Origin of the sequence: Anaerotruncus sp. AF02-27 (assembly GCF_003465835.1) — a bacterium.
GTDB classification, from domain to species: domain Bacteria; phylum Bacillota; class Clostridia; order Oscillospirales; family Ruminococcaceae; genus Anaerotruncus; species Anaerotruncus rubiinfantis.
This window is the reverse complement of record NZ_QSBX01000015.1, coordinates 60,580-73,757: the sequence shown is the minus strand read 5'-3', so window position 1 is coordinate 73,757 and position 13,178 is coordinate 60,580. Positions and strand designations below refer to the sequence as shown.

13 protein-coding genes are annotated in these 13,178 nt (G+C 56.9%); 3 read left to right on the top strand and 10 right to left on the bottom strand.

Features of this window, described 5'->3' with window-relative positions; genetic code table 11:
• Positions 1–97 precede the first annotated feature (97 nt).
• From DWV16_RS12205 to DWV16_RS12180, 6 genes are all read right to left on the bottom strand, one after another.
• A complete protein-coding gene (locus tag DWV16_RS12205) occupies positions 98–1,018 on the bottom strand; it encodes an oxaloacetate decarboxylase (RefSeq protein ID WP_066453763.1) in 921 nt (306 codons plus the stop codon).
• 5 nt (positions 1,019–1,023) lie between these two features.
• Positions 1,024–2,070, bottom strand: coding sequence for an aldo/keto reductase (locus DWV16_RS12200; protein ID WP_118479473.1), 1,047 nt, complete (start codon positions 2,068–2,070; stop codon positions 1,024–1,026).
• Between the two features lie 12 nt (positions 2,071–2,082).
• Positions 2,083–3,375 (bottom strand): TRAP transporter large permease, encoded by a 1,293-nt coding sequence (locus DWV16_RS12195; RefSeq protein WP_066453759.1) that lies wholly within the window; start codon positions 3,373–3,375, stop codon positions 2,083–2,085.
• On the bottom strand, positions 3,372–3,872 hold the full coding sequence (locus DWV16_RS12190; protein ID WP_066453757.1) for a TRAP transporter small permease: 501 nt from the start codon (positions 3,870–3,872) through the stop codon (positions 3,372–3,374). Before DWV16_RS12190 ends, DWV16_RS12195 begins: the two co-directional genes overlap by 4 nt.
• Positions 3,873–3,964: 92 nt before the next feature.
• Positions 3,965–5,044 carry a TRAP transporter substrate-binding protein gene (locus DWV16_RS12185; protein WP_066453747.1) on the bottom strand — a complete coding sequence of 360 codons (1,080 nt, stop codon included), beginning with the start codon at positions 5,042–5,044 and terminating at the stop codon, positions 3,965–3,967.
• Positions 5,045–5,115: 71 nt separating this feature from the next.
• Entirely contained in the window at positions 5,116–5,859 is a 744-nt protein-coding gene (locus DWV16_RS12180; RefSeq protein ID WP_118479471.1) for an enoyl-CoA hydratase/isomerase family protein, read from the bottom strand.
• Positions 5,860–6,289: 430 nt separating this feature from the next.
• On the opposite strand from DWV16_RS12180, the gene DWV16_RS12175 reads away from it, so the two are divergent.
• From DWV16_RS12175 to DWV16_RS12165, 3 genes are all read left to right on the top strand, one after another.
• Entirely contained in the window at positions 6,290–7,300 is a 1,011-nt protein-coding gene (locus tag DWV16_RS12175; protein ID WP_118479469.1) for a helix-turn-helix domain-containing protein, read from the top strand.
• Between the two features lie 134 nt (positions 7,301–7,434).
• Entirely contained in the window at positions 7,435–8,322 is an 888-nt protein-coding gene (locus tag DWV16_RS12170) for a VIT1/CCC1 transporter family protein (protein WP_118479467.1), read from the top strand.
• Positions 8,323–8,448: 126 nt separating this feature from the next.
• On the top strand, positions 8,449–8,676 hold the full coding sequence (locus tag DWV16_RS12165) for a hypothetical protein (RefSeq protein WP_066453734.1): 228 nt from the start codon (positions 8,449–8,451) through the stop codon (positions 8,674–8,676).
• 60 nt (positions 8,677–8,736) lie between these two features.
• Here the strand turns inward: DWV16_RS12165 and DWV16_RS12160 are convergent, their stop codons facing one another.
• The 4 genes from DWV16_RS12160 to DWV16_RS12145 form a co-directional block, all read right to left on the bottom strand.
• Complete coding sequence (locus tag DWV16_RS12160) at positions 8,737–10,140, bottom strand: FAD-binding oxidoreductase (RefSeq protein WP_066453726.1); 1,404 nt, start codon at positions 10,138–10,140, stop codon at positions 8,737–8,739.
• On the bottom strand, positions 10,137–11,336 hold the full coding sequence (locus tag DWV16_RS12155; RefSeq protein ID WP_118479465.1) for an electron transfer flavoprotein subunit alpha/FixB family protein: 1,200 nt from the start codon (positions 11,334–11,336) through the stop codon (positions 10,137–10,139). The genes DWV16_RS12160 and DWV16_RS12155 overlap by 4 nt, the downstream gene beginning before the upstream one ends.
• Before the next feature lie 15 nt (positions 11,337–11,351).
• Positions 11,352–12,140, bottom strand: a complete 789-nt coding sequence (locus DWV16_RS12150) for an electron transfer flavoprotein subunit beta/FixA family protein (protein WP_118479463.1) — start codon at positions 12,138–12,140, stop codon at positions 11,352–11,354.
• A 219-nt stretch (positions 12,141–12,359) separates the two neighbouring features.
• Entirely contained in the window at positions 12,360–13,031 is a 672-nt protein-coding gene (locus DWV16_RS12145; RefSeq protein ID WP_118479461.1) for a FadR/GntR family transcriptional regulator, read from the bottom strand.
• Positions 13,032–13,178: the final 147 nt, after the last annotated feature.

Sequence of the window (13,178 nt, the reverse complement as noted above, 5' to 3'; positions counted from 1 at the left end):
AGCGCCATCAGCGACGCCGAGGAATTGGGAAAAGAGGACGAATGACAAACGATAAAGGCCCGGCAATCCCATGGGATTGCCGGGCCTTTATCGTTTGTCATTCGTCCTCTTTTCCCAATTCCTCGGCGTCGCTGATGGCGCTGTTGAACCGGTTGCCGAGTCTCAGCCACTCGTGCAGTCCAAAGAGCTCAAACAGATAGATCGGGCTTGAATCCACGCGCGGGTCCTCGGTAACCGGGATGTCGCTCATCGCCTCATAGCAGAGCCTGCCGTATTCCTCGATCCCCATCAGCGCGCCCGCCATGGCATAGTGCATGGTCATGAGGCCGTAGCCCCAGCCGTGCAGCTGCGCGACGCTCACCTTCGGGCTCGCACCGGCCGACGCCATCGCGAACATCTTGGGGCCCTTGACCCGCTGTCCGATTTCGATGATGTCCGCGATCGAACCCGTCCCTTCGACAAAGGTAATGGCCGCGCCCGCGTCAATCGCGTCGTTGCAGCGGCTGATGGCCTCCTCTTTGCCGAGCAGATGATAGGAGTCGGTGCGCGCGATCAGCACGCATCCGGTTCCCTCCAACGCGTAGGCGGCAGCCTTCACCTTGCTGATGTAATCCTCGTGCGGGATGACCTCCTTACCGCGCAGATGCCCACAGCGTTTCGGGAAGGTCTGGTCCTCCAGGTGCACCGCTTTGGCGCCCGCTTTCGCCACCCGTTTGCAGGTGCGGATCAGATTGATCTCATTGCCGAAACCGGTATCGATGTCGACGATCATCGGGATGCTCGTGCAGGAGGAGATCCGCTCCACCGCCCCCACCAGTTCATCGAGCGTCACAAGGCCAATGTCCGGGAACCCACAGAGGCTGGCGGCAAGCTCGCCGCCCGACAAGCACATGGCTTTGAAGCCCGCGTTTTCCACCAGGCGCGCGGATACGCAGTCATAGACGCACGGCGCCATCAGCGGGCCTTCCTCCATCAGTTCCAAAAAGCCCTTTTTTGTTTGATTATTCTCATAAAGCATCTCGATTACTCCTCTGATTTCATTTCTTGATAGACTGCGGCCTTTTTCTGAACCTCCGGGTGGGAAAAGACCTCCCGCATCCCGTAGCTCAAACGGTCGAGTTCGGCGCGGTCCTCTGAGCGCAGCTCCAACGAGGCGGCTTTGAGCGAATCAGCAAATTCCGCCATGGTGTCCGCGCCGGAGATGGCGCAGGTCACCTGCGAATTCTGCAGCACCCACGCGGTTGCGATCACCGCGGAGGAAACGCCATACCGCCGCGCCATACCGGCCACCGCATCCACAATATGCGCAATGCGTCCCGGGAACACCCGCTTCATATATTCCCTGTAAACGGGATCGTAGCCCCAGGTGGATTTTTCCGGCGCGGGCCGTCCATCCGCAAAAGCTCCGCCCAAAAGCCCCGCCCCCAGCGGGCTGTAGGCCATGACGCCGAGCCGTCCGTAAGCCGCCGCCGGAAAAAGCTCCTCCTCCGCCGATCGGTTCAAAAGGTTATATGGGTTCTGGATCACCGAAATGGGGCATCCCCCATACCGTTTATGGATCTCCTGCATCGCAGTGATCTGCCAGGCATTGTGGTTGCAGAGCCCCGCGTAGCGGATCTTCCCGTCACGGCAGAGCTGCTCGAACGCCCGCATTGTTTCCTCGTATGCCGTTTCGCTGTCCGGCATGTGCAGGAGATATACGTCGATATAATCCGTAGAGAGCCGTCTGAGTGAATCCTCCACCGCCCGCACCATGTGATACCGGGATGCTCCCGAACCATTCAGAGTGGGGTGGCGTTCATCAATCTGCGCGCCGAACTTGGAGGTGATGATCACCTTATCCCGAAGCCCTTGGACCGCCTTTCCCAATGCGGTCTCCGCATGGATACCGCTGCGCAGCTTATAGATATTCGCGCAGTCGATGAAGTTCACCCCGCAGTCGATCGCCATCCGTATGGTGCTGGCCGCTTCATTTTCGTCGTAAATTCCCCGGAAGCCGCAGCCAAAGGCAATCCTTGACACCTTCAGGCCGGTGCATCCCAGCGGGACGTATTTACCCATATACTGCATTGTATCCCCCCGTCAAGCCGAATAGATCAGGTTCGGGAACCAGGTCGTGATGCCCGGGAACAGGATCATCAGGGTCACAAGCACAATCAGCGCCAGGATGAACGGCATCAGTTCCTTCGCCACCTTCAGAGGATTCGCGTCCGCAATGCTGGCCGTGATGTAGATCAGCGTCCCAACCGGCGGCGTGATAAGTCCCATCTGGCAGACCAGCATCCCCACCACGCCAAACTGGATGGGATCAATCCCAAACGCCCGGACAATCGGCACCATCGCTGGGACGATGACCATTTGGATGACGTTGACATCAAGAATCATACCAAACAGGAAGAATACCAGCAGGATCAGTGTCAGCGCCACCACCGGACTGTCTGTGACATCCATCAGCAGCGTTTTCAATGCGTTGGAAACGCCGATCGAACTGATGATCCAGGTGAACACTCCCGCTACCGCAAGGCACGGAAGCACCTTCGCCGCCATCATTGAAGCGCGCGCGAAACAGTTCATAAACTGCTTTATATTCATGCCGTGGTAGATGAAGCTTGAGATGATCACAGCGCACACCACCGCGATCGCGCCGATCTCGATCACTGTGCCGACCCCCGCGACCAGGCAATAGACGACGATTGCCGGAAGCATAAAAGCGAAAAAGGAGGATCGCGCCGTCTGGAAAAAGTATTTCCAGCCGCGCCATGCTTCCTTGGGATAGTTGCGCTTGACCGAAATCATGTAGGAGACCACAAGCTGGAACGCGCCCATCAGAAGCCCTGGCAGCATGCCGCCCAGGAACAGCTTGTTGATCGAGCAGGACAGGTATACCCCCATCAGGACCAGGCCGCCGGAAGGCGGGATGATCGGCCCGATGCAGGAGGACGCGCCGGTGACCGCCGCCGCGTATTCACCGTCGTAGCCATCCTTTTTCATCATCGGGATCATCAGCGAACCGATGGCCGCGGTATCGGCCGTGGCGCTGCCAGACACCCCCGCAAACACCACCGAAGCCAGAATGTTGATATGGCTGAGGCTGCCGCGGATATGTCCGATGGCCGCCTTGCCGAAATTGACGAGACGGTCGCTCATGCCGCCGTAGTTCATCACTTCCCCAAGCAGGAAGTAAAACAGGATGGCGCAGAAATTATAGCTGTTCATCCCGGAGATGAGGCCCTGCCCGATGACCGCCACCGGGATAGAATCCGGGAAGAGAAAGAAGATGCCCGCAACCGCCATTCCGAGGGAGGCGAATACCGGGAAGCGCAGGCACAAGAACAGGAACATGATCCCGAACAGCAGCACCGCTTTGATAATCATGCTTCGCTTTCCCCCTTTTTCGTCAAAAGATAGATATGCTCAACCAGCATATAAAGCGCGGCAAACAGCAAAAGCGCGCCGCCCACAATCACCGGCAGGTACCGGTTGCCTTCATCCAGATTGATCACCGACATGACCATGCCGTGATTCGTCTGCCAGGTGCGCAGGCCGATCTTTACCGTGGCAAACCCCATAGCCGCGGTGACGATATCGATCCCCGCGTCCATCAGGCGGATCGTCCGGCGGGAAAGGATGTTGTCAAGAACGTCCATCTTGATGTGGCTGCAATTTTCCAGCCAAACCCACGCGACGCCGATCGCGCACATCCAGGTCATGAGGTAGATGGACAGCTCCTCCACCCATACGATGGTCACCGCCACAAAATACCGGGTCACCACCTGCACAGTGGCAAGCACCACCAGCACAAACAGGCAGGCGGCCATAATCCAGCGGAAGACATTGCAGATGTCCTTGCGGACTTTTCTATACTTTTCCATAAATCAATCCTCAATCGATGTAGATGCGGAAAACGGCGGCCGGCCATCCCGGACGGTCCGCCGTTTTCCATTACCTTTATGTAAGGCCCTTTTCAGCCTGCCAGAGCACGGATCTCGTCGTACAGGCCCGCAGTGTAGAGGGTTCCTTCAAATTCGCCGACAGCGGCTTCTGTGGCCTCCCGGAAGGAATCCAGATCCGCATCAATGAATTCCATGCCGTTGTCGATCATCTTCTGCTTTTCGGTCTCATACATGCTGTTCAGCTCCTGATCCATGGCGGCATAGGTCGCGGCAACCGCTTCGTTGATCCAGGCCTGCTGCTGTTCGCTCAGTTCACCGAAGGTCTTGGCAGAAGCCCACAGGAACAGGTTCTGATAGATGTAATTGAGTTCCATATAATATTTCTGGATTTCGTAAAGCGCACTGGTGGAGGTGTTGATGACATCGTTGTCCTGCCCGTCGGCCAGACCGGACTGCAGGGCGGAGTACATCTCGCCGCCGGAGATGATGGTCGGGTTTGCGCCCCAGGCGGACCAGATGGTGGTCATCGCGGTCGCTTCCGGGGTGCGGATCTTCAGATTCTTTACATCCGCAACCGACCGGACGGGTGTGTTGGTGGTGGAAAGGCCGCGCGGCATCTGGCGGGAAAGCGCCCCCAGATATTTCAGGCCGTTTGCGCTTTCGATCTTTCCAACCATACCGCCCAGCAGGTCGGACTCCAGGAATTTATTGTAGTGGGTTTCATCATCAAACAGGAACGGGACCAGAACAACAGCCATGTCTCCGCCCTCCTTCAGACCGGAGGAGGTGTCCAGCGCGGCCATGAAGAAATCGAGATCCCCCTGTGCCATCTGCGAATAATGGGACAGGGTGTTGCCCAGCACGCCCCCCATGTTCACGTTCACGGTGATCAGGCCGCCGGAAACCTCGTTCGCCTTCTGCGCAAAGGTGTTTGCAATTGTCTCATGGAAGGTGCCGACCGGGGAGGTGGAACCCATCTTCAAGGTAATTGCCTCCTCTGCCGGGGCTTCCGGTGCAGAGCCGGACGCCGCGCTGCTTGCGGGGGCATTGGACTGGGAACTTGCGGGCGCACTGCCGCCGGAATTTCCGCAGCCAGCCAGAACGCTCAGCATCATGCTCAGGCAAAGAACCATCGCGAGTGTTTTTTTCATCTTTCTTGCTCCTTTCATATCCAAACAATCACAAAAGCTGTGATCGCTTTTTCCATTTGTTTTGGTGCGGGCTATACATTATATTCTGTTTCGGTTTTCGCCATGGTGGTCAGCACCTCGGAACGGAGCATCTCCATGGCAAACTTCTCACGTTCTTTGGGATCCGGTGTCTCGGCCAGGGTTTCATAGGCCCTTCTCGTCATTTCGATCAACGGGGAGGGCGTGTCCAGGAACACGCGGACAAATTTCTCAACCGTTTCCCCAAACTGCTCCTTGGGGACGACCCGGTTGACGAGCCCCATCATGTAGGCGTCCTCGGCCGAAAAATCCCACCCGGTGAGATATGCTTCCAGCGCGCGTTTTTTCGGCATACAGTCGATCGTTTCCACCATGACCATCATCGGTACGCCGCCCATGCGGATCTCAGGGAAACCGAATTTCACGCCTTCCCGCGCAATGGCAAAATCGCAGCTTGCGATCATCCCCATGCCCGCTTTCAGGCAGTCGCCGGAAATCGCGGCGATCAATGGCTTTGTATTCTTGGACGCCAGGGAGCTGTAGCGCGCGATCGCATCCGCATACTTTTCCTTCTCGCCGGGAACTGTGGGGTCCACCCGTCCACCGGTGTAGAAATATTTGTCGTTTCCGGTGATGACCGCGACGCGGATAGTTTCGTCGCGGATTAGGATTTCAAAACAATCCGCAAGCTGCCCAATCCCTTCCCAGGTCAAACCGTTTTTGGTCTCCGGGTTGTCGATCGTAATGGTCATTACGTCGTTTTCCACTTTTGAATAGACTTGCTTTTTTCCTTCCATGGAGCCACTCCTCACGTTTTTGCAACAGGGAAAATCCCGCGGCCGGACCGCGCCTTATATCCGGCACGCCCGCAAGCTTCCCTTAGCTCAAAACTAAACTAATTTTTTATAAATGTCAAGTTATTAAATATGGATTCGTTTATTTTTATAAAAAATTAATTCTTTTTTATGTAAAACGCTAAATGAAACTATGTTTCACCCCCAAATATCAGAAAAAACGCTGAAGAGGACTCCTTTTTTGCAAAATTGCTATTTGACAAATTTTTTTATTTTGTTTATACTACATCTTGCAAGCAGATACGATTGAATTCCCATTTTTGCTTGTGAAACCGGATGAAACTATGCTATAATAAACGCGGACGCCCGGTTGAAAGCGATGTAATCCATGAGAAATTTACAAATCCGAAAGACATAATAGGAACGGGATATTATGATTGCAAATCGAATCCGCCTGGCACGACAGGCCAACAGCCTTTCCCTGCAACAGCTTGCGGAGCGGATGACCGAACTTTCCGCCCCCATCACGAAAGCGGCCCTCTCCAATTACGAAACCGGCAAAACCGCTCTCAGCCCGCAAGCGATCTCCGCTCTGTCCTCCGCCCTTGGGATGCCGGTGGAATTTTTCCATCAGGACGACTGGGCGGATTTCGACCCGGTCATCTCCACCACTCTGGAACCGCTCCCCGCAGCCCGGATGGCAGAACTCAAGGCTTATGTACAGATCGAGCTGGAACGTTACCTCAGTGTCATCGACGTGCTCAACGATCAGCGGCACCCCGTGCCGTACACCCAAACCCGTGTGCATCTCGACGCACCCCGGGAAATCCGCAGCGTCTGCGACGAAGTCCGCCGGCTCTGGGGCATTGGCAGTTACGCCATTCCCAGTGTCTGCAACCTGCTGGAGAGCCACGACTGGCTTCTCTTTTCTCTGCCGTACGCGTTTGGGCACATCAATTTCTCCGGCGTCGAACATTCCCGGGACCTGCGATTCCTCTTTTATACGCCGATCCCATTCCAGGACGAATTCCGCCTGCTGCTGCTGCAGGAGTTGGGGCGGGCCTATCTGATCTGCGAGCCGGAGGAGGAAGCTGCTGTCCTGTCCTATTTTGCCCGGGAGCTTTTGTTCCCAAAGGTGCTGGTGGAACAGGAATTTGGGACACGGCGCAGCCATATCCTGGAGGAGGAGCTCGACCGCGCGAAACAGAAATACGGCATTGCGCGCAGAAATATTATGCTGCGGCTCAAGGAGCTCGGGATCATCTCGGAAAGTTACTACAACAACTTCTTGATGTATCTGAACCAAAACAGCTTTATGCGCAGGGAAAGCCGCATTTCCTCGATGCTCTGTTTCTTCGAAGACCCTTCCGCGTATGCGGCCAAAGTTGCAAGGGCCAAGGCGGAAGGGCTGCTGCCCAATGACTTTGGAAGCTTTTTTATGTAAAATCGATTACGCCTTTCCTTTTAACCTGGGGGGCCTGTGCGGATGGAAGCCGCACAGGCCCCCCTTTTTTCATTGTATAGCAGCAAAAAATGTGATAAGATAAAGCTGATCAAACTGTTAACGAGGTGCAACAAATGGGCAGGAACAAAGAAATTTCCGCGGAATCTTTGGCTTTTATCAAGACAATGCAGCAAAACGAGCTGACCGAAAGTGAAATTTATAAAAAAATTGCCTCCCGGATGAAGGAAGGCAAAAATAAGGAAACCCTTCTGCGCCTGAGTTCTGAAGAGCTTCGTCATTATGAAATCTGGAAAACCTACAGCGGGCTCGAGATGAAGCCGCAAAGGCTGAAGGTCTGGTGGCACGGCCTGATGGCCAGTCTGCTGGGGTTCACCTTCACCCTCAAAATGATGGAAAACGGTGAGGCGCTCGCGCAGGTCAGTTACGACAAACTGGCTGAAGAGGTGCCGGAGAGTGTTCAGATCCGGGAACAGGAGGATGCGCACGAGCAGGCGCTGATGGAGATGCTGGACGAGGAACGGCTGCGGTATGTTGGATCGATGGTGCTGGGCCTCAACGACGCGCTGGTTGAATTGACCGGTACGCTCGCCGGACTCACCCTCGCAATGCAGAACACCCGTATCATCGCTCTTTCGGGCCTCATCACCGGCATCTCGGCAACCCTGTCGATGGCCTCGAGCGAATTCCTTTCCGCCAAAAGCGAAGGCCGGCCAGACGCGTTCAAATCCTGCATTTACACCGGTATCGCCTATCTGCTCACCGTCGCGCTGCTGGTGCTTCCCTATCTCATATTCCCAGCCAGCCAATATCTTTACGCCCTGGGCACCATGTTGGTGATCGTCGTGCTCATCATCGCCCTGTTCAACTACTACATCTCGGTCGCCAAGGATCTCAAATTCAAAAGCCGTTTTCTGGAGATGGCCTGTATCAGCCTCGGCGTTGCGGCGCTGTCGTTCGTGGTCGGACTGCTCGTCAAGAATGTGCTTGGCGTCGACATTTGATTTTGAGCATTTTTTATAAAATTACTTATATTTGTTGAAAAAATTATATTCTTTTAATTGCATCCATGCTATAATGAAAATACAGAGAAACGCATGCAGGCCAGCCGGCAGAAAGGAGATGTTCTTATGCCGGAGCTGAAAGAAGAACTCAAAACCACCAATGCGCAGATCGAACAGATTGAACGGGATATCGTCGCCACCAAACAGCAGCTGGCCGATCTCAAACAGACCCGCCGGGAGCTTTACCTCAGGCAGTCGAACCTCCAGCAGGAAGCCATGGCGCAGGCTGCGGCTGAAATGGGGCTCGATTACGACACCGTCCGCGGTAAGTTCAAACGTTACAGCGGCTTCTGAATGGGCCATAACAGAAATCCCCCTGCGGATGCAGGGGGATTTTTTATGCCGTATGGCCGGTCAGTCTTCGCACACCTTGTGGGGGTTCAGGATATTCTTCGGGTCGAACGCGCGCTTGACCCCGCGCATCAGCCCAAGCACCGCTGGGTCAAGCGATTCTTTCAGATAGGCGCGCTTTGCATAGCCAATTCCATGCTCGCCCGATACCTGCCCGGAAAGCGCCCGCGCTTTCGCATAGATCTTTTCCATCGCACCGGACATCTTCTCTTCCCATTCCCTGTCCGGCAGGCCGTCCTTGAGAATATAGGCGTGCAGGTTGCCGTCGCCCGCGTGACCAAAGCTCTTGATGCGCACACCCGCCTCCTTCTGGAGCCGGTGGATGTATTCCACCAGCTCGTTTACACAGCCGCGCGGCACCACCACGTCCACCTCATCCATGTAGGTGGTGGAATTCTTGATCGCTTCGAGAAACGCCCCGCGCGCCTTCCAGATAGATTCGTCCCGCTCCTCGGTATCTGAGATGAGCACATCGAGCGCGCCCTCCTTCAGGCAGAGCCAGGCCACCGCGTCGTAGTTTTTCTCAATGTCCGCCGTGTCCGCGCCGTCGAATTTGAGCAGCAGATAAGCGTCGGACGAGTGGTCCGGAAACTTCTTGCCGAGATACTCCTCCGCGTCAAGGATGACCTCCCGCTCCATGAACTCGATCGCGGTCGGGACCGCCTTGGACTGGATGATCTTCGGCACCGCGCCGATCGCCTGTTCGAGCGATGGAAACGGCACCAGCAGGCTGACCGTTTTCTGCGGCAGCGGCAGCAGCTTCAGCACCGCTTTGGTCACGATTCCAAGCGTCCCTTCCGAGCCGATGATCAGCTCCTTGAGCGCGTATCCGGAGGAGTTCTTGACCACCTTGCCGCCAAGCGTGACAACCGTTCCATCCGGAAGCACCACCTCCAGCCCGCGCACATAGTCGCGGGTCACACCGTATTTGACCGCGCGCATGCCGCCCGCGTTGGTGGAGATGTTGCCGCCGATGGTGGCGGATTTCTCGCCCGGGTCGGGCGGATAGAAAAAGCCACGCTCCTCCACATAGGCGGAAAGCTCCATCAGCAGCACGCCCGGCTCGACTGTCAGGGTGAGGTTCTCCCCGTCCAGTTCGAGGAAGCGGTTCATCAGGCTCAGGTCGAGCATGATCCCATGTTCGACCGCGACCGATGCGCCGACCAGTCCGGTACCCGCGCCGCGCGGTGTGACCGGGATATTCTGTTCATAGGCGTACCGCATCACGGCGGAAACCTCCTCGGTGGAGCACGCCCGGATCACGACATCCGGATAACTTTCGGTGCCGGAAAGTTCGTCGTGGCTGTATTCCTCGTTGATACCGTCCCCGAGCAGGACCCTTTCACCGTCGCCGATCAGCGTTTGCAGATATGCGATATCGGCCGCGTCCAAAGTTTTGTAACTCATGCTCCAATCCCCCTTTCCGCCTTGATTTTTGCGATGAGTGCGGGCAGGATTTCATAGAGGTCCCCCACCAGCCCGTAATGCGCCACCTTGAAAATCGGCGCCTTTTCGTCCTTGTTGATCGCGATGATCGTATCGGCGTTCTGCATACCGGCCACAAACTGGATTGCGCCCGACACCCCGCAGGTGATGATCAGCCGCGGACGCACTGTGCGCCCGGAAAGCCCGACCTGCCGTTTCGGTTCCACCCAGCCGCATTCGGCCATCGGGCGGGTGCAGGCGAGCTGTCCGCCGAGCAGCTCCGCGAGCTCCTCCAACATCGAGAGATCCTCCGGTTTCTTGCCCCCGCGGCCAGCCGCAACCAGCACGTCGGCTGCTTCGATATACTGCTCCGGGGGCTTCGGGGCCACACCGAGCACCTCCACCGCGCTCTGGAGGCACTCCTCCGGCGCGGCGCAGGAGATGATCCGGCCGCTTTCGGCTTCGCTGCGTTCAGGCGCGTTCATCACCTTGTAGCGCACCGTCGCCATCTGCGGACGGTGGTTCGGGGTGAGGATCTGCGCCATGATATTGCCGCCGAACGCCGGGCGGATCTGCACAAGATCGGTATTCTCCCGGATATCGAGCACGGTGCAGTCGGCGGTCAGGCCGGTGCGCATCCGCGCCGCGACCCGCGGGGCGAGCTGCCGACCGACGGTGGTTGCGCCGACCAGGATCGACGAAGGCCGCACCCGCTTGATGAACGTTTCAAACGCGCCGGCGTATGCTTCGATCCGGAAGCGTCCGAGCGCCGGATGGTCGTAGACGTAAACCTCATCCACCCCATAGTGCAGCAGTTCCTTTGCCTTTGAGGTGATCCCGCTGCCCAGAAAGACCGCGAACACCGGCTGATGAACCTTCTCGGCCAGCTCCCGCGCCTTGCCGATCAGTTCGAAGGTGACCGGATGGATATCCCCGCCGTTATGGTCTACGTAGACCGCGATGCCGTTCCAGCTCGCTTTATCCGCTTTCGGCGTCTCCTGCTCCTCCAGCAGGAACGCGGCGCCGGGCGGGCCGTTTTTGATGCAGAGCTTGCAGAGTTTACATGCGGCGTTCGCCTCAATGCGTCCCTCGCGCGCTTCAAGCGCGCCGAAGGGGCAGAGTTTCAAAAACGCCTCCACATCCGTTACCTTGTTGTGGTCGATGACCAGCCTTGCCATTCCCGATCCCTCCTTTTAAATAAATTTTTCTTCCCGCAGCTTTTCGAACAGCCGTTCACAAAGCGCCGCGCCGGTGTCCTTCCAAAGCTCCCGGTGGTCGTTTGCCTCTGGAGGGAAGATCCGCTGCACCTGGGTGGGCGAGCCGTCCAGGCCGTAATGGCGGGGGTCCCGGTCCTCCATATCGCCAAGCGACAGCATCGTCACCGGACGCTGCCTGCTCTCGTGCTTTTTCACAAAGGAAGGCAGACGGGGCTGGTAGATGTCCTTGTCGACCGAAAGCAGGCATGGGAAGGGCACCCGGACCGTTTCGATCGCGCCGGGAACCTCCATCTCGACGGTGACCCCCGTTTCATCACAGGCGAGAATCCGCCGCACATTCGCCACGCTCGGCATACCGAGCCATTCGGACACTTCCGGCCCCACCTGCGCGGTGTCGCCGTCAGTCGTCTGCTTGCCGCAGAGAATGAGGTCGAACTGCCCAAGCCTGCGGATGGCCTGTGAAAGCGTATAACTGGTCGCGAGCACATCCGCGCCGCCAAACCGCCGGTCAGAAACAAGCGCGCCCGCGTCGGCGCCCATCGCATAGGCCTCCCGGATAACCGCCTGGGCCTGCGGCGGGCCCATTGTCAGGACCTCCACCGTGCCGCCCAGTTCCTCCCGCAGGCGCAGCGCCGTCTCAAGCGCATAGAGGTCGTAAGGGTTCATCTTTGCGTCGGCGCCGTCGCGCCTGAGCACACCGGTCACCGGGTCCACCTCGACCTTGTTGGTCTGGGGCACCTGTTTGATGCACACCAAGATCTTCATGGGAACCGCTCCTTTCACACCATCCAAATTGGTGCTACCACTTTGGACAAAACTTTTCTACACACACGCAATTGGTCACACCAATTTCCATTTTTTATATCATACACCTCGCTCAGCGCAATGTCCATTCTTTTTTGTTTGACCGCTAAAATTTTATGAAAACCATCCAATAAAAAGACCGGTTCTTTGCCGAACCGGTCAATGTATTCGCCTATTCCCTTACAGATGCTCCGTGATCAGTCGGAAATGCTCTCCAATTGCCTGCAGGAGAATCTGACGGTCGCGCAGCAAAAGCCCGCGCACCATCCCCTCGTGGGAATGCTGGAGCTGGTCGCGGCTCAGATCGCTCGTGAGGATTTCCCGGCGCAGATCGCTGATAAAGAGATCCATCACATCCGAAAGCGCCTGCAGGATCTCGACGATCAGCTGGTTGCCCGAGGTCTGCGCGATCGTGTAGTGCAGCTGCTTATCCAGCACAACGTTGCGTTCCTCGCTGCCGCCCGCGCCGAGCGCCCCGGCGATCTCTGAAAGCCGTGTGACCGTAGGCGCGTCAATCCGTTCGAGCGCGAGCAGCGCCGCCTGCGTTTCGATCCCCTGCCGCAGCTCACTGATCTGACGGTAGTCGGTTTTCTGCAAAAGGAACATCATGGTCATCAGCTCGACCAGGCTCTTTTCAAAACTGGCCGAAACGAAATTTCCAGCGCCTTGGGTGCTGGAGATCACGCCAATGATTTCGAGCGTGCGCAGCGCTTCCCGCACCGAATTGCGCCCCACGCCGAGCTGCTCGGCCAGTTCCCGCTCGGGCGGGAGCTTCTCCCCCTGCCGCAGGGAGCCTTCCAGTATCCGTCCCTTGATGTGCAGGATGACCTTTTCATACGCCTTATTTTCCATTTTGCAGCCCCTCGTCCAATTTTCACAATGCAGGTGACTTCATCGTTTTTTCTATGATACCATTCTGCGCTGTCTAAAATCAATATTTTTATTGCACTGGATTCCAGCAAAAAAGCCGTCCCGCGCGTATTTCGCGCGGGACGGCTT